Source organism: Nonomuraea sp. NBC_00507, from assembly GCF_036013525.1.
Lineage (GTDB): Bacteria > Actinomycetota > Actinomycetes > Streptosporangiales > Streptosporangiaceae > Nonomuraea.
Genome location: NZ_CP107853.1, coordinates 4356691 through 4379176, shown reverse-complemented (window position 1 = coordinate 4379176; position 22486 = coordinate 4356691). Strand labels below are relative to the sequence as shown.

Genomic DNA, 22486 nt, shown 5'->3' with positions numbered 1-22486 from the left:
TCCTACAGCGGTGGTTCGTCGTAGTGGCGGCGTTCCTCGTACACGGTGGTCCTGCGGGGCTCAGGCTCCTCGTAGACGTCGTGGCGGTGCACCGGCTCGTCGATCGGGCCGACCGCCCTACGGGTGACGCTGATCCTGTATATGCCGAACAGGAGTCCGACGAGTCCGCCGAGCATGAGGATGACCCCCACGACGTTGATGTCGAGGCCGGCGAGGTCGAATTCGACGGCCCAGGTGAGGATCGCGCCGAGCATGATGAGGATGATGCTTCCGGCGATGGTCATCAGGGTTACCTCCTTGACACGATGGAACCTCTATCCACATGTCGAAAAACAAACACGTCGTGATGATCGGGCTGATGGGCTCCGGCAAGACCACTAACGGCCGCCTGATCGCGCAGGCGCTGGGGCTGGAGTTGAGCGACAGCGATCCGTTCCTCGAGTCGCGGTACGGCGGCACGGCCGCGCAGATCGCCCGCCGCGAGGGCGCCGACACGCTGCACCGGTACGAGGCCGATCATGTGCTCCATGAGCTGGCCGGCGAGCCCAAGGTGATCGCGGCGGCGGCCAGCACGGTCGAGGACCCGCGGGTGCGGGCGGCGTTGCGTGATCCTTTCGTGGTGTGGGTGGACGCCTCCGACGACGTGCTGGCCCAGCGGATGCAATCCGGCGACCATCGTCCCGACTTCGACCCGGCGGCCATGCGGGCCCGCCGCACGCCCTTCTTTCGTGCGATCGCCGACCTGGTGTGCGACGTCGGCGTCTTGCGTCCTGAGCAGGTGCGGGACGCGGTGCTGCAGGCGCTGGGCAAGCCGGTGCACCGGTGACCGTACCGAGGGGACGCCCGGAGGTGGCATAATGATCATGACGCCTGGGTCCTTCGAGGCGCGGGGGGCCTGTGGCGTCATTTCGGACAACCAATGAACCCTGCCACGCATCTAAGCATCAGTGATGATGGTGCCCGGCGATCCTGAGAGGCTTGGCAGCTACTGGCTGGCGGCCCGGCTCGGCGCGGGCGGGCGCGGCGTGGTCTACGACGCCTACGACGACGAGGGCCGCAGATACGCGGTCACGGTGCCGCGCGGCGATACCGGCGGGCCCCGGTTCGAGCGGGTGAGCTGCCCCCATCTGGCCGACGTGGTCGCCGTCGGGGTCGACGAGGGCGTGCCCTATGTGGTGAGCGAATACGTCGACGGTCCGGACCTGCGGCGGGCGGTCGAGCTGCACGGCCCGTACAAAGAGGACGACCTGGTCGCGCTGGCCGCCGCGCTGGCCGCGGCCGTGGGCGCACTGCACCAGGCGGGGCTGACGCATCGCGGGCTCAATCCCGAGAGCGTGCTGCTGGCGGACGACGGACCCAAGGTGATCGAGCTGGGCCTGCCGGGTGCGGGGGCCATGGATGGAAGGGACGGCACGTTCACGTACCTCGCTCCCGAGGTGCTGACCGGCACGGAGGCGGGGGCGGCGGCCGACGTGTTCGCCTGGGGAGCGGTGGTGTTGTTCGCGGCGACCGGCCACGACCCGTTCCGCGGGGAGAGCCTGGGCGGGGTCATGCACCGGCTTCTGACGGTGGACCCCGATCTGAGCACGCTGCCCGACCCACTGCGCGAGCTGGTCGGGCGCGCGCTGGCCAAGGACCCGGCCGGCCGTCCCGTCGCGGCGGAGCTGCGGATCGAGAGCACCGCCGAGCTGCGTCCCCCCGAGGGTCACGCGGGGCCGCGCGCGCTCGGCGAGGTGGCGGAGGAGGCCTACCTGGCCCTCACCCCCGGACAGCAGGAGGAGGTCCCCGGCCTGCTGCTGCGCCTGCTGGACGGCGACAGCCCGCACGACGAGGGCGACGTGCTCCGGCCGCTCCTGGACGCCGGGCTCCTGGTGCGGCGCAGCGTGCGTGTCCCGCCGACCGAGACCCCCGTCGGCAAGCTGGTGGCCGTCGGCGACGGCCGCGTGGCGCCCGCCAGCGCCGCGTTGTACCGGGCGTGGCCCAGGTTGCGCGGCTGGGTGGCGGACGAGCGCGAGAGCATGCTGGTGCACCGGCGCATCAGGGAGGCGGCCGGTCACTGGTCGCGGCGGCGCCGCGGGAGAAGTCACCTCTTGCGCGGCGAAGAGCTGGACTCGGCGCTCGGCTGGGCCGCGACCAAGCGCCGCCATCTGCGGCTCAACCAGCTCGAACGCGACTTCATCAACGACAGCGTGACCCTGTCCAAGCAGCGCAGGAGGCTGCTGATCCCCGTGCTGACGACGCTGGTCGCGGTGCTGGCGGTCGCGGTGTCGATGTCGGTGATCTCCGTGCAGGGCCAGAACGAGCTGCGCGGACGGCTCATCGAGGCCAACGCGCGGGCCGTGGCGGCGCGGGCCGAGGCGCTGCGGAGCTCGGATCCGCGCACTGCGATGCGGCTGAGCGTGGCCGCCTGGCGGATGTCGCCGGTGTTCGAGGCACGGGCGGCGTTGCAGGCCTCGCTCGTGCAGCCGGAGGTCGGCGTGTTCACCGATCCGGCGCCGGACTCGCGGGCCCGATACCTGCTGCGCGGTGACGAGCTGGTCAAGTGGGACGTGGACGGGGTCACGATCTGGGACGTGGGGACCGGGCAGCGCGTGGCCTCGTACGGGCTGCCGCCGGGCAACGCGGCGCTGAGCGACGACGGGCGGTTCGCGGAGGGGGTGGACGGCCGGCCGTTCGACGTGGCGACCGGGCGCCCGCCGGCCGCGGGCGTCTACGCCGTCAGCAGGGGCAATCGGACCAGGGTCTACCGGGGCGGCCGGGTGTTGTTCGAGGTCGCCGACCGGAAGGTGGCGCTGTCGGCGGACGGGACCAGAGCGGCCGTCTCCCGCGTGAGCGGGCGGGTGGAGTTGTGGGAGCTCGCGGGCCGGACCAGGACGGCGACCGTCGAGGTGAGCCCGCTGCGCGGTGCGGACGCCGCGGCGCCGTCCATGGCGTTCAGCCCGGACGGGAGCGTGCTGGCCGTGGCGGGGCGTGACGGGGTCACGCTGGTGGACTCGGCGAAGACGGCGGCCGACGCCCTCGGCCGGGACGCGCGGACCGGCGGCACGCCCATGGCGCGCCAGGGGGCTGCGGTAACCGGGACTGCGGCGGCGCCCCACGGCACCTCGGCGGACGTCCCCGTCTTCAGCCCGGACGGCCGCCTGCTCGCCCTGCCCGGCGCCGGCGAGGTCCGCGTGTGGAACGTGGCCGAGCGCCGGCTCGCCGGCTCCTACCCGCTGAAGGACCCCCAGCCCGGCCTGGCCTTCTCCACCGACGGGCAGACGCTGCGCTACCTGAGCGGCACCGGCTCGGTCGTCTCGCTCGCCGTGTCCGGACTACCCGCGCCCGCCGACGACCACGCGGCCGCCGCGTTCTCCGGCAACGGCAGGTACGCGGCCAAGGAGGTCGGCAACGCGATCGAGCTCACCGACACCGTGGAGCACAGGAAGCTCGGCAGGATCACCGCCGCCGGCGACCTCGCCTTCGACGCGGGCGGCCGCCTGCTGGCCGTCGCCGGCGACCCGGTGACCGTGTGGAACGTGGCCGGCAGCAACCTGGTGACGTCCATCGACGCGGGCGGCGACGTGCTGGCCGTGGCGCTCTCCCCCAAGGGCGACCTGCTGGCCACCGCACGCGGCCGGACCCTGGAGACGTGGGACGTGAGTGCGGGGCGACGGGTCAGGGTGTACGAGGGCGCGGGCGACCTGGCGCTGGCCTTCAGCCCGGACGGCTCGACGCTGGCCGCCGGCGCCAACCTGCTGGATCTGCCTACGGGCAGGGTCACCCCGCTCGACCTGCGTGCCGCCGCCACGGCCGACGCGCCGGTGCCCACCGCGCTGGCCTACTCCCCCGACGGGCGCACGCTGGCGTTCGGGCTGGACGGCGGCCGTGTGCTGCTCTGGGACGTCCGCGGGCGCATCCGGCTGGGCACGATCGAGACGGGCACGTCGGCGGTGGACGAGCTGCGTTTCTCCCCGGAGGGCGACCTGCTGGCCGTCGACGCCGCCCGTACGTCGTTGTGGGACGTGCACACGTTGCGCGAGGTCGGCCAGGTCGCGTCGTGGGCCGCCGGGCTGGCCTTCAGCCAGGACGGCAAGCGGCTGCGCGGCGTGGCGCTGGACGGCAGCGTACGCGAGAGCCCGGTCGACCCCGCGCTGACGGCGCAGGAGGTGTGCGCCCGGGCCGGCGGGCCGCTGAGCAGGGCGGAGTGGTCGCGCCTGATCCCGGAGAGCGGCTACCAGGACGTGTGCTGACGGTCTCCGGTCACTCGTGCGGGTACGTTCGAAGGACCTTCCCCTCAGGGTTGGCGACCAGGTAACCCCCGCGGCTGTAGTCGTCGGACACGTAGACGCGCAGAATCGGGGCCTCGGACGTGGTGTCAGGGTCCACGATCACGTAGCGCGAGGTGGGCTTGGGAACGCCCAGGTTCTTGTTCGCCTTGTTGACGAGCGTTGCAAGAACGTTCCAGTTGTACTTGTCCAGGTCCACCAGAGGGCCGTCGACTGTGCCGCCGTTGCCGACGCGGGTGACGGCGCCGTTGCGGTAGCTGTACCTGTCGTAGAGCTCCTTGTCCGTCGCGAGCGGCGCCTCGATGAAGGCATAGGTCGGGTAGACCGTCATGCTGACGACCTTGCTGCCGCCGATGGTGTTCTTGACTTTGGCGATCATGGCCTTCACGCCCGCGGTGGTCAGCAGGTTCTCCGGCTCGTCGCTCTCGGTCTTGGTCTCAGCCGGCGTCTCGGGGTCGCTGCTGGCGGCCGGGGTGACGTTGAGTGCCGTCGGGTCGCCGCCGGTGACCGTGGTGGTGGGCGGGAGGAACCGCCACACCAGCACGCCGGCCACGGCGAGCGCCGCGATGGAGAGCGCGATCCCCACGTTGACGGCGGCGCGGCGGGGGCGCTGCGAGTGCACGGTTTTCACCTGCGAGATCGGCGCCGGACCCCACGGAGGCGCCTGCGATGCCACACCCCACGGGGGCGGCTGGGGCGCCGCATAACCGCCGTAGCCGGATGGGGGCACCGGTGGGAACGTGCCAGGGCCAGGTTCAGTGGCCGAGGCCAGCATGCGGTCCAGGGTCGCGGCGTCGGGGCGGGCGGCGGGTTCGCGCCGGAGCAGTGCCGACAGCACGGGCCCGAGGGGCCCGGCGCGCTCCGGGGGCGGCACGTCCTGGTTGAGCACGGCGGCCAGCGTCGCCAGCGTGGTGCTCCGGCGCAGCGGATGGCGTCCCTCCACGGCCACGTACAGCAACATGCCGAGCGACCATAGATCGGAGGCGGGGTCGCCTTCGTGGCCGTTGATGCGCTCGGGCGCCATGTACTCGGGCGAGCCGATGAACGACCCGGTGGCCGTCAGGCTCGTGGACTCGCGTACCGCCGCGATGCCGAAGTCGGTGAGCACCGACCGGCCGTCCTCGCGCAGCAGCACGTTGGCGGGCTTGACGTCGCGGTGCTGGATGCCGACGGCGTGCGCGGCACGCAGGGCCGATAAGACCTCGCGGCCGAGCCGGGCCGCCTCGGCCGGGGTCAGGGGGCCGCGCTGCAGGCGGTCCTGGAGCGAGCCGCCGGTGACCAGCTCCATGACGATCCACGGGTAACCCTGCTCGCCGGGGTCGACGATGTGGTGGATGGTGGCCACGTGCGGGTGGTTGAGGCGGGCGAGGGCACGGGCCTCGCGCAACACCCTGGCCCGCAGCTCGCGGGCGCGGGTCGGGTCCTGCTCGTCCATGGAGGAGTCCGGCGGGCGTACCTCCTTGAGTGCCACCTCGCGGTGGAGGGCCACATCCCAGGCGCGCCACACCAGGCCCATGCCACCGCCGCCGAGCCGCTCTACCAGCTCGAAGCGGCCGTCGATCACCCGTTTGTGCATGGAGAGCAGCGTAGGGCCGAGCCACCACCCGCGTCATGCGCCCAGGTATGTACGTCTTGGTGTTTGTGCGAGCTCCTGTCGGGCGGCGACTCACTCCCTTAGATCGCTCAACCTCCCGATGAGCCCCGTCCTCGACGTGATGCCGAGTTTGGTGTAGATGTGGCTCAGGTGGTATTCGACCGTCTTGACGCTCAGCACCAGCTTGCGCGCCGCCTGCCGGTTGGTCAGCCCCTTGCTGATCAGCACCGCCACCGTGTGCTCCTGCGGTGTCAGTCCCAGGCCGGCGGTGTCCTGCGGGCGCAGCACCGCCCGCCCGCTCGCCGCCAGCTCCAGGTCACACTGCTCCAGGTACGGCAGCGCCCCCAGCCTGGACAACGTGAGCTGGGCCGCTTCCAGCTGCTCGGCGGCGGCCGCCCGGCGCCCTCGGCGGCGCAGGAACGTGCCGTACGCGAGCTGGATCCTGGCCTCCTCGAACGGCATGTCGATCTTGGCGGAGTGCTCGAGCGCGCCCTGGAAGACGGCCTCCGCCTCGGCCGGCTCGTGCCTGGCCGCCAGCAGCCCGGCCCTGGCGCGGGCGGCCGCGGCCAGGACACTGCGGCGCTCCCTGACCAGGGCCGGCAGCTCGCACGGCACCAGGACGGCCTCGGCCTCCTCCAGCCGCCCGGCGTTGACCAGGGCGTCGGCGAGGAGCGTGCGCCAGAGGACCACTGTGGGCTCGTCCGGCAGGTCGATCCTGGTCAGCGGCATGAGCGCGGTCACGGTCGCCTCGTGGTCGCCCCTGGCGGTGGCCGTCAGCGCGTCGGCGCCGGCCGTGCTGACCTGGGCCAGGATGTTGTCCGGGCAGCACGCGGCGCGGGCGGCGCGGACGTGGCCGAGCGCCCGCTCCCACTCGCCGCGGGCGGCAGGCACCAGGGCGGCCACCGCGTGGGCGTAGCTCGCCAGCCACACCTGGCCGAAGTCGTCAGCGGCGGACGCGCCGATCTCGGCGTGCGCGGCCGCCTCGTCCCAGCGGCCGAGCCGGTACTCGGCCTGGGCCAGCGCGGTCGCCACCAGCAGCTGGAACGGCGCCGACCCGCCGGCGCCGACGGTGAGCACGCCCAGCAGGTCGTTGTGCGCGCCGGCCAGGTCGTCGGCCCACATCCGCAACATGCCCCTGCCGAGCAGCGCGTCGGAGTTCGCCGGCTCGCCGCCCGCCGCCTGCCCGGCCCTGGGCACGTCCCCGCTCAACGTCAGCCCTTCCTCTATCCGCCCCGCCAGCCCAAGCCCCGCCAGCCGCGCGAACCACACCAACTGCCCGCCACCCACCAGGGGCACATCTGCCGAAGTCCGCGCACCAGGCGACGGCCGCGCACCAGGCGACGGCCGCGACTCATCACCATCCGGGAACCGTGCAGGGGGCGCGTGGGACGGGCCCGCGGGTCGTGGTAGCCGGGCCGCTGGAGGTGGGGCGGCGGGCGAGGCGTGGAGGGCCCATAAGACGGCGGCCGGGCCGTCGCCGCGGATCAGGGACGCCATGGCCAGGCGGCCGGCGATGCCGGAGGCCAGCCGAGGGTCGTGGGTAGCGTGGGACCAGGCGCTGTCCAGTTGCCGTCCCGCCTCCTCCAGCCGCCCGGCCACCAGCGCCACCGATCCCAGCACGTAGTCCCGTGCCGCGGGATCGGCTGCGGGCGCCACCTGGGCGGCCAACGCGCCCGCGTCCCCGGGCCGCCCGGCGGCGAGCAGCGCCTCGACGGCCTCCGCGATGAGCCGGTCCCGCGCCGCCCCCTCTCCCGTGAGCTGCACCGCCCGCGTCAGGCACCCGCACGCGCTGGACCACCGCCCTGCCGCCGCCTGCCGCCGGCCGATCCTCGCGACCTCCCGCACCAGCTCATCGTCCACCTGGTCGGCGGCCGCGAGCCGGTGGTGCAGCCGGTGGACGACGTCATCGACGAGATCGGCGGCCAGCAGGTGCAGCCGGCGCCGCGTGGCCGGTCCGAGGTCGTGGTAGATGGCGGCTCTGACCAGGGGATTCGGGAAGCCGAGCGAGACCCCGGCCCCGGTGCGCCACTCGACGAGCAGCTCCGCGCCCGTGGCCTGCTCCAGTGCGGGCAGCGGCTCGGCCAGCTCTGCCATGCGGGCCGCGAGGTGCAGCGGTGCGGACGTGCCGAGCACGGCGGCCGCGGTCAGCAGCCGCTGCGCCGCGTTCCCGCACTGCCCGAGCCGATCGAGCACCAGGGCGGTGTAGGCGCGCGGAGCGGGCAGCGGGGCGTCCACATCGGCCAGGGTCTCGGGGCGTACCTGCTGGAGCAGCGCGCGGGCGTGCAGGGGGACGCCCTTGGTGTGCTCGTGCAGCCGCTCGGCCGCCTGCGGCGTCAGCCGTACCGGGCCGAGCCTCGCGCTGAGTGCCTGCAGTTCGCGCGCGCTCAGCCCGCTGAGCGGCAGCCGGAGCGCGGCGCTGCTGCGCAGCAGCCGCCGCAGCCCGTCAGGCAGGCGGGGATCGTCGCTCTCCCTGACGATCAGGAGGGCGAGCACCCGGTCGCTACGCAGCCGCCGCAGCGTGAACGTCAACGCCTGCAGCGACGGCAGGTCCGCCCACCCGGCGCCGTCGATCGCGAGGACGACCGGGGAGGTGCGCTGCAGCCGGCCGAGCAGCTCCAGCAGCGCGGCCCCGACCACCAGCGGGTCGGGCGGCGCGAGCGCCCCAGGATCGGACGCCTCGGGCGACGACCGCCCCCCGGAACCCGGCACTGAGGACAGGGGGTGGGCACCGGGACCCGACAGGCGGCCCAGCACCTCGGGCAGCGGCCGGGTCTGTGCCCCGAGCTGGCCCAGCACGCCGTACGGCAGCTCGGCCTCCCCCTCTTCCCCGCTCACGTCCAGCACGATCGCGTTCTCGATCGCCGACAAGAACTCCCCGGCCAGCGCTGTCTTGCCGATGCCCGCCGGCCCCTCCACCACCACCAGGCTCGACCGCCCCTCGCAGACCCGGCCGAGCTGGGCATGGAGCACCGCCAGTTCCCGGCAGCGGCCGACGAACTGCTCGTCGCCGGAACGCTCGGGTCCTGTGCGAAGGGCGCGTACTGCCATGGACTCACCCCCCTGGAGACCAATACATCGTGGGCCTTGGTCCGGCGACCGTCCAGTGTCCTGGTAACCCGAGTCGGCTATTGCGGCCCGGGATCGGCCGCAATAGCCCCTACCGTTGACCCATGGATCCCCTCATCACCCCCAGGGCGCTCAACCGGGCCACCCTCGACCGTCAGCTCCTGCTGCGCCGCACCACCCGGGGCGTCGTGGACGTCGTCGAGCATCTCGGCGGGCTGCAGGCGCAGACCCCGCACACCTGGTACACGGGCCTGTGGAACCGCATCGCCGGCTTCAAACCGGCCGACGCCGCCGACCTGCTGCTGTCGCGCGACCTCGTACGCATCGCGCTGCAGCGCTCCACCATCCACCTCGTCAGCGCTCGCGACTGCCTGGCCATGCGCCCGCTGCTGCAGGTGGTCACCGAGCGCGGGACCCGGACAACGTTCGGCAAACGCCTGGCGGGAGTGGATCTCGACGAGCTGGCGGCCACCGGGCGGGCGCTGCTGGAGGCACAGCCCATGACGTTCGCCGAGCTCGGGCAGGCGCTGGCGGAGCGGTGGCCGGACAACGACCCGCACGCGCTGGGCCAGGGGGTGCGGTGGCTGGTGCCGCTGGTGCAGGTGCCGCCGCGCGGCGTGTGGGGCAGGAGCGGGCCGGTCGCGCACACGAGCGCGGAGTCCTGGCTGGGCTTCGAGGCGCCGCCGATGACGCCGGCCGAGCTGGTGCGGCGTTACCTCGCGGCGTTCGGGCCCGCGTCGGTGATGGACGTGCAGACATGGTCCGGGCTGACCCGGCTGAGCGAGGTGGTGGAGTCCATGGACCTGGTGCGGTTCAGGGACGAGGCGGGCCGCACCCTGTACGACCTGCCGGACGCCCCGCGGCCCGGCGAGGACGTGTCCGCCCCGGTGCGCCTGATGTACGACTTCGACAACCTGTTCCTGTCCTACGCCGACCGGTCCAGGGTCATCACGGAGGCGGGGATGGCGGCGCTGCAGGGCTTCATGGGCACCAACGTGATGCCCCGGACGATCCTGGTGGACGGCTGCACGGCCGGGGACTGGACGGTCGCCCGCGCCAAGGGCGTCTCGACGCTCACCATCCACCAGTGGGCGCCGATCTCCGTGCTGGACGAGGTCGAGCAGGAGGGGCTGCGGCTGCTGGAGTTCCTCGCACCGGGCGACAAGCACGAGGTCGCGGTCCGCGACAGCCCCTCCAAGTCCTGACGCCTGGGCACGGCGGGCCGGCGCATGGCCGACGATCAGGGACCAGCCACAGCAGGCCCAAAAAATTGTCAGTGGGTAGTCGTAAGGTCACTGTGTGTCATGCACCCTCCTTGATCGGCCACTTGGCCGGGAGAAGACCCGCACACTGCTTGGACTGACCGTCTGGGAGATCGAACTCGCCGTCGACGTCGGCCTGTTGACCAAAACCGGCAGCCAGTTCGCCCTCGAGCCGATCATCGAGGCGCTGGCTGATCCGGCCTCCTTCCGGGAGAGGCTCGCGGCTGAGCGCCGCCTCAACGCCACCGAGGCGGCTGAGTCGCTCGGCATCACGCCGGGCAGATTCACCAGACTGGCCTCCGCACACGGGCTGACGTCGGTCGCGGAGAAAGAGATCCACAAGTACGGCAAGCGAATCACCGTCCGCTATTGGCGGGCCGAGGACGTCGAGTCCCTGCGTGGAGCGGCCGATGCGGCCAGTGAGCGCCTCGCGGCCCAGCGGCGCCGAAGGGCGGCGCGGGCACGGGACGCGGCCGCCCGTGCCCGTGTCCGCATCGTCATCCGGCAGGAACCGCCAGAAAAGGCGTTCCTCCACCTCGGCCCGACCAACTCCGGCAAGACGCACGAGGCCATCGAGCTACTGGCCGAGCACGGCTCGGGTGTTTACGTCGCTCCTCTTCGAATGCTGGCAACAGAGGTCTATGAACGGCTCCGGGCGAAACTCGGCCGGGTCGGCCTGATCACTGGTGAAGAGGTGATCGATCCCGACGCGCCCGTGCTGTGCTGCACAGCTGAGGCCGCCCCTGTCGAAGCCGAATTCGCCGTTATCGACGAGGCCCACTGGCTGGCCGACCCAGACCGGGGCCCGGCCTGGACCAAATTGCTGTACTCGGGCGCTTACCGGATTATTCATGTCGTCGCCGCGCCGGAGGTAGAGCCGCTGTTGCGACACCTGCTCGGCGAGGTAGCAGTCGTACGGCACACGCGCTCCGCTCCGCTGCTGTCCGGCGGGCCGTGGACCGCGGCGACACTTCCGGCCGGCTCGGCCGTGGTCGCCTTCGGCCGCAAGACCGTGCTGGCCCTGCATGGTGAGCTCACCGAGGCGGGCCGGAGTGCCACGGTTCTTTACGGCGCGCTGCCTCCGCACGCGCGCCGCGCCCAGATCGCCCGGTTGGCCGGTGGATCGGTCGAAGTGATCGTCACCACGGACGTGGTCGGACACGGAGTGAATCTGCCGCTGAACGCGGTGGCATTCGCCGAGACGTCGAAATTCGACGGGCACCGCCGCAGATCGCTGCTGCTGTGGGAGGCGGCCCAGATCGCTGGCCGGGCGGGCCGCCGTGGCCTGACCGACCAAGGCTGGGCGGGCCTCTACCGCAGCGAGCTTCCCGGCCTGGCCGCCGACTCCGCGCTGATCGGCCGCGCGGTCAAGGCGGCCAACGGCGCCATCGGAACCGGTCTGGCCGTACCGCATGCTCTTCTGGCGCCCTCCTGGGCCGAACTCGGCGACCCCACCCCCGCAGAGCTTCCGCACGCGCTGGCGGGCTGGGTTGCGCTCGCTCGCACCCCACCGCTGCGCCCAGTGCCGGTCGACAGGTTGATCGAGCGCTGGAAGATCATCCGTTCAATCGTGACCTCCCGCTGGGGCGGCAGAGGGCGCGAGGTCTGGCGGCTCATGCGCCTGCCAGTCGAGACTGATTCACCGGCCTTCGTGCCGATCGTCCGCGCAGTCCTCTGCGGCGTCCCGCTCGAGGCTCTGGGCCGTGGCTGCGAGGACCTCGAAGCCGCTGAGCGACAGGCCCGCATCGCCCGCGATCTGCGCACTGCCGTCCGAGTCCTCGGTCCGCTCGGCGGCATCACCGCGGCCGACGCCGCAGCGGCCGAACGCGAAGCCGCTGAGCGCATCAACGTGCTGCTGTCGGGAAAACGGCCCCTGTCGAACTTCGGGCGCTGCTGGTCATGCGGCAATCTCTGCGCGCCATGGTTCGACCACTGCGATCCCTGCTTTGGGAACTACTCCAACTCTTCGTAAGTGAGCTGTGGGTGTTCGCGGCGCTGCTCTACCTGATCAGTGCCGCGGCTCTCGCGTTCGGGCGGCGGGGCATGCTCGCGGCCATGTACGCGGTCGCGCTCGACACCTTCAGCCGCCTCGAACAGGCCCATGCCTAGTCCGAGCGGCCAGTGGTGGAGCACGAGCGGCTGCGTTTCGCCGACCGGCACGACGTCCTTGGCCACCGGCTGTCGGTCATGACGTTGAAGAGCCAGCTCGCCGACCGCCTCATCGCCGCGGTCCCCGACCGGACACGCCGCGAGATCGAGCAGGTGGAGGCGTTGTCCAGGCAGGCGCTCGACGACGTGCGGGATACGATGGCCGGTTATCGCGCGCTGTCGCCGCCGGAAGAGCGGCCCCTGGCGGGGCTACCTGCTCAGGGCGGGTCAAGGCTCAGCCGTAGTAGCCCTCGACCGGCACGCGGGCATCGACAGGGCAGGCACTCGGACGGGAGCGACGAAGACGCCGCCAGGGGCTTGAGGCCGTCGAGTTGCTCGCCGGACAGGGCGTAGAAGCCACCACCTGCAGCGCCTTCGTGGGGTTGGCCAGCGGTTCGTCGCACCACAGCTCCTCGACCAGACGCTGGTTGCCGGCCCCTGCCCGTCCGTGCAGCGCGAGCACCGCCGGCAAGGTCTGCGCGCGATCGCCGATCACGCGCGAGCCTTGCCAGCGGAAGCCGTCGAGCAAGGCCAGCACTGTAGTCACGCATCTCAGCTCGCGGGGACGACTCCAGGGGTTTGGGCCTGCCGTGTTGTGCTGACGAGATCGTCGGGGCGAGCCCTCTCGGCGACGGCTGAGCCCTTCCCGCCCGGCCTGGTTCAGGCGTTCTGAGCGGCCTGCAACTCGGTCTGCCGCTTGACCTCTTGGATCTGCGCGTCGGTCACGGTGAGATTGCCGAACTGCTTGACCGCCTGGTAGTACGTCCAGGCGATCCCGTCACAGGTTGACTTGGACAGTCCCGAGTAGCGGGCGCACACTTGCTTCATATCGAAGTAGAACGCGTCGTCAATTCGTGCCTTGTTCGCCGGGAATTGGTTGACCACCTTGTAATTGCGGTATCCGAAATCGTGCCGCCGGCACGGCATGCGGAAATCGTAGCCGAGCGGTTGGTCGGGGCTGCTTGAGCACAGGTCGGTCGACCAGTCGAAGGCGTAGTCGGCCCAGGCCGCCTGGTTCTGCCAGGCGGACCGCCAGGCGGCGGCGCTGGTGGAGGTGGGCTGGGAGAACTGGGAGAGGGCGGCGAGCTTCTGCTCCAGAGTCACCGCGTGGGCGGGTAAAGCGAACCCGAGTACGGTGCCCAGGGAGACGGTGAGCATGGCGAGGGAACGTCTGACCATTCTGACCATGAGTAACCTGCTTCGCTGCTGGGGAGCCGGTGAGTGTCATGGCAAGGTTCGCCTGACGTCCTCACAATGAAGCGAAAATCGCGGAAACGCAGAAGCAGATTGTGCTCAATTTTTCGGCGGGCTTCACCGAGGGTCGCTCTTTACAAAGAGTCAATGGTATGGATAGTGCATGGCTCAGCGATAGCAGCCCTCGACGGGCACGACGCGACCCAGGCCCGAACGGCCGATCGCCGTCGATCAGGATTGTTGCAGGCGGCGGATCACGGCCTGTTTGGCGAGGGCGAACTCCTCGTCCGTCAGCACGCCCGAGCGGTGCAGCTCGCCCAGCTCGGCCAGGCGGCGCAGGACCGCGTCGTGCACGTCGTCGGCGCCCGGCGGAAGCGGCGGAAGCTCGGGGACGTCGCGCGGGATGCGGGCGAGCACGGCCGCGGCCACCAGGGCGGTCGCGCCGCCGAAGCGCTGGATCCCCCACGACACGCACCGCAGGTCCTTCTGCGGCTGCTGGGCCGGGCCCTCGCCCTTGATCCGGAAGCGCAGCGTGCCGTAGCCCATGCCGGACTGGGGCTTCCACTCCACGCCGGACACATCCGACAGTGGGTACTCCTGTGGCCCCGCCTTCTCCTTCTCCGTGCTGGCGAACCCGGTCCACTCCAGCCGCACGCGCTCGCCGTCGAAGATGGCCGTGCCGTCGCCGGCGGTGGCGGAGATGGGCACGTCGGGCCCGGGCAGCAGGTAGTCCTCGCAGGGGGCGGCCGGGGTCTGGTAGACGACCAGCGTGTCGCGGACCTCGTCGGCGAAGTATTCGGCCGCGCCCGTGCGGGTCTTCGGGATCGACAGCCGGTACGGGTCCGCCGGCGCCGTCAGCGCGCCCGCCGCCACGTCCGACAGCGGATCGGCGCCTTTACGCAACCGTAAACGCAGGTGCCCGCCCTTGCGTGCCGGCTCGAACGCCACCCCCGCGATCGCGTCGCGCGGGACCACCACCTCGCCCAGCGTCTTGCGCAGATCGTGGACGTCCTTGTCGCTGCCCGGCACGACGCGAAGGATCTCGCCATTGAACGTCCAGGAGCCGTCGGGGACGGCGATCTCGGCCATATTCTCACCCTAAGACAGGAAGGAGCGGGATGGAGATCTTCACGAGCTGGCCGTCCTGGAAGCACGCGGAGGTCCCGCTCGCGCGGGCGCTCCCGGCGACCACGGTGGAAGCGTTGCGGGAGGCGGTCGCGTTCGCCGGGCGGTGGCACGGGGTGCAGCAGCGGCCGACCGGGCGGCTGTACGTGGAGCATTTGCTGGAGGCGCTGGAGGTGGCCGTGGCCGGCGCCGGGATCGACGACCGGGACGTGCTGGTCGCGATCGTGCTGCACGACGTGCTGGAGGACACGCCGTGCACGGAGCGGGAGATCGCGCGACGGTTCGGGGATCGGGTGGCGGAGCTCGTGCGCTGGGTGACCAAGCCGCGCGGCGCGGCCAAGGGCGACTACCTGGGCTCGCTCGTCAAGGCGCCTCCGCAGGCCGTGCTCGTGAAGCTGGCCGACCGGGCGAGCAACGTGCAGGAGCTGCAGCGCATGTCGTGGCGGTTCCAGCGGCGCTACTACCTGGAGACCGTCGCGTACATCATGCCGCTGGCCGGCGCCCACCCCTGGTTCGCGCAGTGGTACGGCGAGTGGCGGCGGCACTGGCGCCGGGTGGAGCGCTGGCCCGCCTGAAGACCTTCAGCCCCTGAGCCGGGCCAGCCGGTTGCGTACGCCGTCGAAGTGGGCGGTCACGGCGGCGGCCGCGGCCGGCCCGTCGCCCGCCAGCACGGCCGTGTAGATGTCGCGATGCCGCTTGGCCACGTCCCCCGGCGGCTCGTCGGGCGTGCCGAGGTGGTCGCGCAGCTGGTAATAGACATCCCAGAACGCGCCCAGGAGCTGGCTCACGAGCGGGTTGCCGAGCGGCCGGTAGAGCAGGTCGTGGAAGAGACGGTCGGTCTCCGGTGAGACCAGGCCCTGCTCAGCCTCGGCGTCCATCCGGGCGATGACGTCGGCCACCGGCGTCAGGTCGGCCTCGGCGCCCAGGTCGATGAGGCGCTGGACGAGACCGCGCTCCAGGAGCTCGCGGATCTCGACGAGGTGCGCGAGGTGGTTCTTGCCGTTCTGCAGCGTGATGCGGCTGTGGAAGGCCAGCTCGTCCACCAGCCCGGCCAGCGACATGCGGCCCACGAACATGCCGAAGCCGTGGCGGATCTCGACGATGCCGACCGCCTGCAGCGCCTTGAGCGCCTCCCTGATCGAGTTGCGGCTCACCTGGAGTTGCTCCATGAGCTCGGACTCGGTCGGCAAGGGATCCCCTGCCACAAGACCGCGCCGGACGATCAGGTCCTTGACGCCCTCCTGGGCCTCGACGGCACGGCTGGGCCGTGTCGGACGCGGAACTGCGGCCATGAAGGATCCTTTCGTCGTAGGTAACAATCCTGAAATCTTCTGTTGACCTCAAGCGCGTGCAGCATTTAGCGTCCACGTTACGCACAAGATAGGACATGGGATGTCCCACGTTCTACGTTAGGCACCAGGAGGCATCCGTGAGCTCTGAGTTCAGCCGCCGTGACTTCCTGCGTTACAGCGGGGCGACGGGTGCGGCGGCGTTCATCGCGGCAACCCTCTCCGCCTGTTCCGGAGGTCCGGCCTCGACCGGCTCGGTAGGCGCCGGATCCAACAAAGACCTGATCACCGCCGTCATCGGGTACGGCAACGACCAGAGCTGGGACCCCACGCAGACGGCGTCGGCGTTCGCGATGGCCGGGATCAGCCATGTTTACGAGGGATTACTCGACACCGACCCGATCACCCGCGAGCCCTACCCGGCGCTGGCCACCGCGGTGCCGTCCGACCTCAACGCCACCACCTGGACGTTCACCCTGCGGGACGGCGCCAAGTGGCACGACGGGCAGCCGGTCACCGCCGACGACGTGGTCTTCACCTTCGAGCGGATCCTGGGCCCCGACAATGTCCTGACCGGCAACTTCTTCAAGTCCTGGCTCCAGGAGGTGAAGAAGGTCGACGACAAGAACGTCGAGCTCGTCTTCAAGTTCCCCTTCCCCGACGCCGCGCCCAGGCTGACCATCGCCAAGATCATGCCCAAGCACGTCTTCAGTCAGGCGGGCGCGTGGGACAAGGCGAAGAGCGGCATGACGATGGGCTCGGGACCGTACAAGCAGACCTCCCACAACCCCAAGTCCAACACCTCGTTCGAGGCGTTCGACGGTTACAACGGCCCGCGCCCGGCCACGGTCAAGAAGATGAACTGGCTGACGATCGTGGACGCCGCGGCCCGCGTCGCCAAGATCTCCGGCGGCTCGGCCGAGGCCCAGATCGCCGACAACATCCCGTACGCCAACGTCGAGCAGCTCAAGCAGCAAGGCCTGACGGTCGAGGGCGGCAAGGGCATGAACCACATGTTCCTGATGTTCAACACGGGCACCAAGCCGTTCGACGACGTACGCGTCCGCCAGGCGCTGCACTACGCGATCGACAAGCAGAAGATGATCGACGTGGCGCTCAAGGGCCACGGCACGGTCTCCAGCTCCTTCCTCAACGAGGGCCACCCGGACCACAAGCGGGCCTCGGTCGTCTACGACTACGACCCGGAGAAGGCGAAGGCGCTGCTCAAGGAGGCCGGCGTCGACAACCTGACGATCAACCTCATGGCCGTCAACGTGAGCTGGATCGCCGACTGCCTGCCGACCATCGCCGCCTCCTGGGAGGCCATCGGCATCAAGACCACGCTGGAGCCGCAGGACACGGCCGCGTTGTTCACCAAGATGGACCAGTTCCAGGACTATCAGGTGGTCGCGGCGGCCTCGAACCCCAACCAGTTCGGCATGGACGCCGACCTGATCCTGCACTACAACTACGTGCCCGGCGGCCTGTGGATGAAGTACGCCAAGTGGGACGGCAGCGACGACGCCAAGAAGCTCTTCGCGATGATGGACGAGGCCAGCAAGGAAACGGACAAGGCCAAGAGGACCGAGCTCATCCACAAATATCTGGACTTCGTGGCTGAGCAGGCCATCCTCTACCCGGTCGTGCACAACGAGCTGATGACGGCCTGGGACCCGAAGAAGTTGTCCGGCATCCGCGCCCAGCCCTACCCCGGCATCAACCTCCTGCAGGCCAAGAGGACATGACGCTCGTCGCCCGGATGCTGCTGCGGCGGCTCCTCATCCTGATCCCCGTGCTGCTCGGGGTGATCGCGTTCGTGTTCATCGTGATGCGTTTCTCCAACAGCAAGCCGGAGTACGCCTACTTCCAGGGCGCGAACCCGACCCCCGAGCAGATCCACCAGTTCCAGCTGGAGAACGGCCTGCTCGACCCGCTGCCGATCCGCTACGTGCGCTTCGTGGCCGACCTGGCGACGGGCGACATGGGCACCAGCGTGCTCACCAAGAAGCCGGTGCTGGAGTCCGTGACGACCGCGCTGCCGCTGACGTTGCAGCTCACCTTCCTCGGACTGGCCGTGGCGGTGGTGCTGTCGCTGGTGTTCGGCGTGACCGCGGCGTTGTTCCGTGACCGCTGGCCCGACCAGGTGATCCGGGTGGTGTCGCTGGTCGGGGTGGCGGCGCCGCCGTTCTGGCTGGCGCTGCTGATGATCCAATATCTGGCCGTCGGCGAGGGCCTGTTCCCGACGGGCGGCTACATCAACCCGGCCGACTCGACCATCGGCTGGCTGCAGTCGATGACGCTGCCCGCGCTGTCGTTGTCGTTGCCGATCGCCGCCCAGCTCACCCGCATCATCCGCACGTCGATGGTGGAGGAGCTGGACCGGGACTACGTCCGCACCGCCGTGGGCAGCGGCCTGCCGCCGATCGTCGTGATCGGCCGCAACGTGCTGCGCAACGCCCTCATCACCCCGCTGACCGTGCTCGGCCTGCGCATCGGCTATCTGATCGGCGGCACCGTGGTCATCGAGACGATCTACGGCCTGCCCGGCATGGGCCAGCTCATGATCAACGCGGTGCGCGACGGCGACCCTGCGGTCGTCCAGGGCGTGGTGCTGACCATCGCGGTCGGCTTCATGGTCGTCAACCTCGTCGTCGATGTTCTGTATCTGCTGGTCAACCCTCGACTCAGGAGCGCCGCATGAGACGTGGATTGACGGAGCGCCTCGCCCGGCCCGGGATGCGGTTCCGCCGGCTGAAGCCCTTGTCCTGGGTCGCGGTCGGCATCATGGCCGTCGTCGTGCTGGCCGCGCTGCTCGCACCCTGGATCGCGCCGCACTCTCCGTACTTCCAGGAAGCCGCCGGCGGCGGACCCTCCGCCGAGCACTGGATGGGCCTCGACAGCGCCAACCGCGACATCCTGTCCAGACTCCTGTACGGGGCCCGCTGGTCGCTGCTCATCGGCCTCGGCGCGACCGGGCTCGCCCTGGCGGCCGGGGCGATCGTCGGCTCGGTCGCGGCCACCTCGCGCCGCGCGATCGACGAGACCATCATGCGCCTGCTCGACGTGATCATGGCCTTCCCCGGCATAGCGCTGGCCGCGGTGCTCGTGGCCGTGTTCGGCGGCAGCATCCCGGTGCTGGTCATGGCCATGGCCTTCCTCTACATGCCGTCTGTGGCCCGGGTCGTGCGGGCCAATGTGCTGGCCCAGTACGGCGAGGACTACGTGGCGGCCGAGCGCATCATCGGCGCCAGGACCCCGCACATCATCATCAGGCACGTCGCGATCAACTGCGCGGCGCCGGTGCTGGTGTTCTGCACGGTGATGGTGGCCGACGCGATCGTGTTCGAGGCGTCGCTGTCGTTCATCGGCGCCGGCGTACGCCCGCCGAACCCGTCCTGGGGCAGCGTCATCGCCGACGGCAAGAATCTGGTCCTGCTCGGCGGCTGGTGGGCCACCGTCTTCCCCGGCCTGCTGATCCTCATCACCGTGCTGGCGCTGAACATCCTGTCCGAGGGCATCTCCGACGCCTGGGCCGCGCCCGCCGCCACCAAAGCCGTCGTCCGCAAGGATGACGCCTTCGAGCAGGCCCGCCCCGGCTCCGGCGAGATCGTCGAGCTGCCCGGCCTGGCCGAGGCCGCCCAGCGGCTGGCAGAACGCGCCCGCCCGCTCCCGCAGGGCCCGCCGATCCTCGCGGTCGAGCGGCTGCGCATCGGGTTCGGCGACGGGGTGGACATCGTGGACGGCATCGGCTTCGAAGTGCGGCCGGGCGAGGTGCTCGGCCTGGTGGGCGAGTCCGGCTGCGGCAAGTCGCTGACCGCGCTCACCATCATGGGCCTGCAGCCGCGCGACGCCCGCGTCAGCGGCCACGTGCGCTTCGACCAGAAGGAGCTGCTCGCGCTGCCGCGCCGGGCCCGCCGCCGCCTGCTCGGCCACGAGATGGCGATGATCTACCAGGACGCGCTGTCCTCGCTGAACCCGGCCATGACCATCAAGGCCCAGCTCAAGCAGGTGACCCGGCGCGGCGGCCGGCGCAGCCCCACCGAGCTGCTGGAGCTCGTCGGCCTCGACGCCCGCCGCACGCTGTCGTCCTACCCGCACGAGTTGTCGGGCGGGCAGCGCCAGCGGGTGCTCATCGCCATGGCGCTGTCGCGCGACCCGAAGCTGATCGTCGCCGACGAACCCACCACCGCCCTCGACGTGACCGTCCAGGCCCAGGTCATCGAGCTGCTGCTGCGGCTGCGGGAGGAGCTCGGGTTCGCCCTCATCCTCGTCTCGCACGACCTCGCACTGGTCGCCGACGTTACCGACCGGGTGGTCGTCATGTACGGCGGCCAGATCGTCGAGGCCGGCGCCACCGCCACGCTGGTCGGCGCGCCCGCCCACCACTACGCCCGTGGCCTGCTCGGCTCGGTGCTGTCGCTGGAGTCGGGGGCCGAGCGGCTCACGCAGATCCGCGGCGTGGTGCCGTCCCCGGCCGATTTCCCGGCCGGTTGCCGCTTCGCCGACCGGTGCCCGATGGCCACGGACGTGTGCCGTACCGAGACTCCGGTGCTGGAGGGAGACGCCACGCACGTGGTGGCCTGCCACCATCCGGCCGTGGCCCTCGTGAGGAGTGAGCAGAGTGCTTGAGCTGACGGACGTGCACGTCGTGCACAAGGCCCGCTCGGGCGGGGTGTTCTCACGCGACCGCGTCTACGCGCTGACCGCCGCGAACCTCACGGTCAACCCGGGCGAGACCGTCGGCGTCGTCGGTGAGTCGGGGTGCGGCAAGTCCACGCTGGCCAAGGTGCTGGTGGGGCTGCAGCGGCCGACCGCGGGCACCGTCGTCTTCCGCGGCCAGGATCTGTGGGCTTTGAAGGAGCCCGAGCGGCGGGCGCTGATCGGCTCCAGCGTCGGGATGGTCTTCCAGGACCCGTCCACCGCACTCAACCGGCGCCTGCCGGTCAGGCAGGTGCTGCGCGACCCGCTCAACGTGCACGGACGCGGCACCCCTGCCGAGCGCGACGCTCGCGTCCGCGAGCTGCTCGAACTCGTCGGCCTGCCCAGGAGCGCCGCCGACGCGCTACCGGGGCAGCTGTCCGGCGGGCAGCGCCAGCGGGTGGCCGTGGCCAGGGCGCTCGCGCTCGAACCCGACCTGCTCATCGCCGACGAGCCCACCAGCGCGCTCGACGTGTCGGTCCGTGCGCAGATCCTCAACCTGCTGTTGGATCTGAAGGAGCGGCTCGGGCTGGCGCTGGTGTTCGTCTCGCACGACATCCAGACCGTGCGCAGGATGAGCGACCGCGTGGTCACCATGTATCTGGGCAGGATCGTCGAGCAGGCACCGGCGCAGGCCGTCCCGCTGGGGGCGCGGCATCCGTACACGCGGGCGCTGTTCTCCGCGACGCCCGGGCTGATCTCGCCCATCAACCCGATCCCGCTGGTGGGCACCGTGCCGTCGGCGACGCGGCCGCCGAGCGGGTGCCCGTTCCGCACGCGGTGCTGGCGGGCGGACGACCTGTGCGCGGTGGAGATGCCCGCCGCGGTGACCGACGACGACCACCTCTTCCACTGTCACCATCCGGTGGCGGCGGGAGCGACCGATGTAGAGCTGATCCAGGAGCGCGTATGAGTTTGACCGGCGTCATCCCCCCGGTATGCACCCCCATGACCCCTGACTACTCGGTGGACGCCGCGTCACTCACGCGGCTGGTCGACCACCTTCTGGCGGGCGGGGTGGATGCGCTGTTCGTGCTCGGTTCGTCGTCGGAGGTGGCGTACCTGACGGACGCGCAGCGGCGGGTGGTGCTGGACACCGTGGTCGGGCACGTGGCGGGGCAGGTGCCGGTGCTGGCCGGGGTGATCGACATGACGACCCCGCGGGTGCTCGACCACGCGCGGGTCGCGATCGAGGCCGGGGCGTCCGGGCTGGTGGCCACCGCGCCGTTCTACACGCGCACCCACCCGGAGGAGATCCGCACCCACTTCCGTACGATCGCCGCCCACAGCGGCCTGCCCGTCTACGCCTACGACCTGCCGGTCTCCGTGCACACCAAGCTCAGCGCCGAGCTGCTGCTGGAGCTGGCCGCCGAGGGGGTGCTGGCCGGGGTCAAGGACTCCAGCGGCGACGACGGCGGCCTGCGGCAGGTCATCATGGGGCGGGAAGCGCCGTTCAGCGTGCTGACCGGGTCGGAAGTGACCGTCGACTCGGCACTGTGGATGGGAGCCGACGGCGTCGTGCCCGGGCTCGGAAACGTGGACCCGCACGGCTACGTCGAGCTCTACCGGCACGCCTCGGGCGGCGACTGGCAGGCGGCCAGGGCGGAGCAGGAGCGCCTGGTCAGGCTGTTCGAGATCGTCCGGGTCGGCGGCACGCGCATGGGCGGCAGCTCGTCGGGGCTCGGAGCGTTCAAGGCCGCGTTGCACCTGCGCGGTGTCATCGACTGCCCGATCACCGCGCTCCCGCAGATCCCGCTCAACGACGACGAGATCGGTCAGATCGGCAAGCTCCTGGCCGGGGCCGGGCTGCTCTAGCGCAGGCGGCCCGGCCAGGCCTACAGA

General features: G+C 71.1%; 19 protein-coding genes. 12 read left to right on the top strand and 7 right to left on the bottom strand.

Annotation, left to right across the window (positions count from 1 at the left end; all coding sequences use genetic code 11):
- Positions 1 to 2 precede the first annotated feature (2 nt).
- The gene (locus OHA25_RS21715) at positions 3 to 284 is read right to left on the bottom strand and encodes a hypothetical protein (protein WP_305916539.1); all 282 of its coding nucleotides are present in this window, start codon (positions 282 to 284) and stop codon (positions 3 to 5) included.
- Between the two features lie 38 nt (positions 285 to 322).
- Between OHA25_RS21715 and OHA25_RS21710 the strand changes: the two genes are divergently transcribed.
- Together OHA25_RS21710 and OHA25_RS21705 are read left to right on the top strand one after the other, a co-directional pair.
- The gene (locus OHA25_RS21710) at positions 323 to 826 is read left to right on the top strand and encodes a shikimate kinase (RefSeq protein ID WP_327589324.1); all 504 of its coding nucleotides are present in this window, start codon (positions 323 to 325) and stop codon (positions 824 to 826) included.
- 124 nt (positions 827 to 950) lie between these two features.
- Entirely contained in the window at positions 951 to 4232 is a 3282-nt protein-coding gene (locus OHA25_RS21705; RefSeq protein WP_327589323.1) for a serine/threonine-protein kinase, read from the top strand.
- Between the two features lie 10 nt (positions 4233 to 4242).
- On the opposite strand, the gene OHA25_RS21700 is transcribed toward OHA25_RS21705, so the two are convergent.
- Positions 4243 to 5844, bottom strand: a complete 1602-nt coding sequence (locus OHA25_RS21700; protein WP_327589322.1) for a serine/threonine-protein kinase — start codon at positions 5842 to 5844, stop codon at positions 4243 to 4245.
- Between the two features lie 90 nt (positions 5845 to 5934).
- Positions 5935 to 8910, bottom strand: a complete 2976-nt coding sequence (locus tag OHA25_RS21695; protein WP_327589321.1) for a helix-turn-helix transcriptional regulator — start codon at positions 8908 to 8910, stop codon at positions 5935 to 5937.
- Positions 8911 to 9032: 122 nt separating this feature from the next.
- Here OHA25_RS21695 and OHA25_RS21690 point away from each other — a divergent pair, with 122 nt between their 5' ends.
- The 4 genes from OHA25_RS21690 (at position 9033) to OHA25_RS61455 (ending at position 12692) form a co-directional block, all read left to right on the top strand.
- Positions 9033 to 10133: a winged helix DNA-binding domain-containing protein gene (locus OHA25_RS21690; RefSeq protein WP_327589320.1), complete on the top strand. Its 1101-nt coding sequence runs from the start codon at positions 9033 to 9035 to the stop codon at positions 10131 to 10133.
- A 94-nt stretch (positions 10134 to 10227) separates the two neighbouring features.
- Entirely contained in the window at positions 10228 to 12162 is a 1935-nt protein-coding gene (locus tag OHA25_RS21685; RefSeq protein WP_327589319.1) for a helicase-related protein, read from the top strand.
- 11 nt (positions 12163 to 12173) lie between these two features.
- Complete coding sequence (locus OHA25_RS21680) at positions 12174 to 12299, top strand: hypothetical protein (protein ID WP_327589318.1); 126 nt, start codon at positions 12174 to 12176, stop codon at positions 12297 to 12299.
- Between the two features lie 12 nt (positions 12300 to 12311).
- Positions 12312 to 12692 carry a histidine kinase gene (locus OHA25_RS61455; RefSeq protein ID WP_442942130.1) on the top strand — a complete coding sequence of 127 codons (381 nt, stop codon included), beginning with the start codon at positions 12312 to 12314 and terminating at the stop codon, positions 12690 to 12692.
- On the opposite strand, the gene OHA25_RS21675 is transcribed toward OHA25_RS61455, so the two are convergent.
- The 3 genes from OHA25_RS21675 to OHA25_RS21665 all read right to left on the bottom strand — a co-directional run bounded on the left by OHA25_RS21675 (position 12574) and on the right by OHA25_RS21665 (position 14621).
- Positions 12574 to 12867 (bottom strand): hypothetical protein, encoded by a 294-nt coding sequence (locus tag OHA25_RS21675; protein ID WP_327589317.1) that lies wholly within the window; start codon positions 12865 to 12867, stop codon positions 12574 to 12576. The two genes, OHA25_RS61455 and OHA25_RS21675, sit on opposite strands and share 119 nt — an antisense overlap.
- Before the next feature lie 131 nt (positions 12868 to 12998).
- On the bottom strand, positions 12999 to 13517 hold the full coding sequence (locus OHA25_RS21670; protein ID WP_327589316.1) for a phospholipase: 519 nt from the start codon (positions 13515 to 13517) through the stop codon (positions 12999 to 13001).
- A 246-nt stretch (positions 13518 to 13763) separates the two neighbouring features.
- Positions 13764 to 14621, bottom strand: a complete 858-nt coding sequence (locus OHA25_RS21665; protein ID WP_327589315.1) for a DUF4429 domain-containing protein — start codon at positions 14619 to 14621, stop codon at positions 13764 to 13766.
- Between the two features lie 29 nt (positions 14622 to 14650).
- Here OHA25_RS21665 and OHA25_RS21660 point away from each other — a divergent pair, with 29 nt between their 5' ends.
- Positions 14651 to 15232, top strand: coding sequence for an HD domain-containing protein (locus tag OHA25_RS21660; protein WP_327589314.1), 582 nt, complete (start codon positions 14651 to 14653; stop codon positions 15230 to 15232).
- Between the two features lie 6 nt (positions 15233 to 15238).
- On the opposite strand, the gene OHA25_RS21655 is transcribed toward OHA25_RS21660, so the two are convergent.
- Positions 15239 to 15949 carry a FadR/GntR family transcriptional regulator gene (locus OHA25_RS21655; RefSeq protein WP_305916549.1) on the bottom strand — a complete coding sequence of 237 codons (711 nt, stop codon included), beginning with the start codon at positions 15947 to 15949 and terminating at the stop codon, positions 15239 to 15241.
- 137 nt (positions 15950 to 16086) lie between these two features.
- Here OHA25_RS21655 and OHA25_RS21650 point away from each other — a divergent pair, with 137 nt between their 5' ends.
- The 5 genes from OHA25_RS21650 to OHA25_RS21630 are packed head-to-tail and all read left to right on the top strand — an operon-like array spanning position 16087 to position 22459.
- Positions 16087 to 17691, top strand: a complete 1605-nt coding sequence (locus OHA25_RS21650; RefSeq protein WP_327589313.1) for an ABC transporter substrate-binding protein — start codon at positions 16087 to 16089, stop codon at positions 17689 to 17691.
- Complete coding sequence (locus OHA25_RS21645; protein ID WP_327589312.1) at positions 17688 to 18647, top strand: ABC transporter permease; 960 nt, start codon at positions 17688 to 17690, stop codon at positions 18645 to 18647. The genes OHA25_RS21650 and OHA25_RS21645 overlap by 4 nt, the downstream gene beginning before the upstream one ends.
- Entirely contained in the window at positions 18644 to 20575 is a 1932-nt protein-coding gene (locus OHA25_RS21640; protein WP_327589311.1) for a dipeptide/oligopeptide/nickel ABC transporter permease/ATP-binding protein, read from the top strand. Before OHA25_RS21645 ends, OHA25_RS21640 begins: the two co-directional genes overlap by 4 nt.
- Positions 20568 to 21557 (top strand): ABC transporter ATP-binding protein, encoded by a 990-nt coding sequence (locus OHA25_RS21635; protein WP_327589310.1) that lies wholly within the window; start codon positions 20568 to 20570, stop codon positions 21555 to 21557. Before OHA25_RS21640 ends, OHA25_RS21635 begins: the two co-directional genes overlap by 8 nt.
- A complete protein-coding gene (locus OHA25_RS21630) occupies positions 21554 to 22459 on the top strand; it encodes a dihydrodipicolinate synthase family protein (RefSeq protein WP_327589309.1) in 906 nt (301 codons plus the stop codon). The genes OHA25_RS21635 and OHA25_RS21630 overlap by 4 nt, the downstream gene beginning before the upstream one ends.
- Positions 22460 to 22486 lie beyond the last annotated feature (27 nt).

Coding starts and splice junctions, on each gene's coding strand:
- OHA25_RS21670 (WP_327589316.1), bottom strand. CDS start 13,517: ATGGTCAGACGTTCCCTCGCCATGCTCACCGTCTCCCTGGGCACCGTA.
- OHA25_RS21705 (WP_327589323.1), top strand. CDS start 951: ATGATGGTGCCCGGCGATCCTGAGAGGCTTGGCAGCTACTGGCTGGCG.
- OHA25_RS21695 (WP_327589321.1), bottom strand. CDS start 8,910: ATGGCAGTACGCGCCCTTCGCACAGGACCCGAGCGTTCCGGCGACGAG.
- OHA25_RS21715 (WP_305916539.1), bottom strand. CDS start 284: ATGACCATCGCCGGAAGCATCATCCTCATCATGCTCGGCGCGATCCTC.
- OHA25_RS21665 (WP_327589315.1), bottom strand. CDS start 14,621: ATGGCCGAGATCGCCGTCCCCGACGGCTCCTGGACGTTCAATGGCGAG.
- OHA25_RS21700 (WP_327589322.1), bottom strand. CDS start 5,844: ATGCACAAACGGGTGATCGACGGCCGCTTCGAGCTGGTAGAGCGGCTC.
- OHA25_RS21710 (WP_327589324.1), top strand. CDS start 323: ATGTCGAAAAACAAACACGTCGTGATGATCGGGCTGATGGGCTCCGGC.
- OHA25_RS21645 (WP_327589312.1), top strand. CDS start 17,688: ATGACGCTCGTCGCCCGGATGCTGCTGCGGCGGCTCCTCATCCTGATC.
- OHA25_RS21630 (WP_327589309.1), top strand. CDS start 21,554: ATGAGTTTGACCGGCGTCATCCCCCCGGTATGCACCCCCATGACCCCT.
- OHA25_RS21660 (WP_327589314.1), top strand. CDS start 14,651: ATGGAGATCTTCACGAGCTGGCCGTCCTGGAAGCACGCGGAGGTCCCG.
- OHA25_RS21690 (WP_327589320.1), top strand. CDS start 9,033: ATGGATCCCCTCATCACCCCCAGGGCGCTCAACCGGGCCACCCTCGAC.
- OHA25_RS21640 (WP_327589311.1), top strand. CDS start 18,644: ATGAGACGTGGATTGACGGAGCGCCTCGCCCGGCCCGGGATGCGGTTC.
- OHA25_RS21655 (WP_305916549.1), bottom strand. CDS start 15,949: ATGGCCGCAGTTCCGCGTCCGACACGGCCCAGCCGTGCCGTCGAGGCC.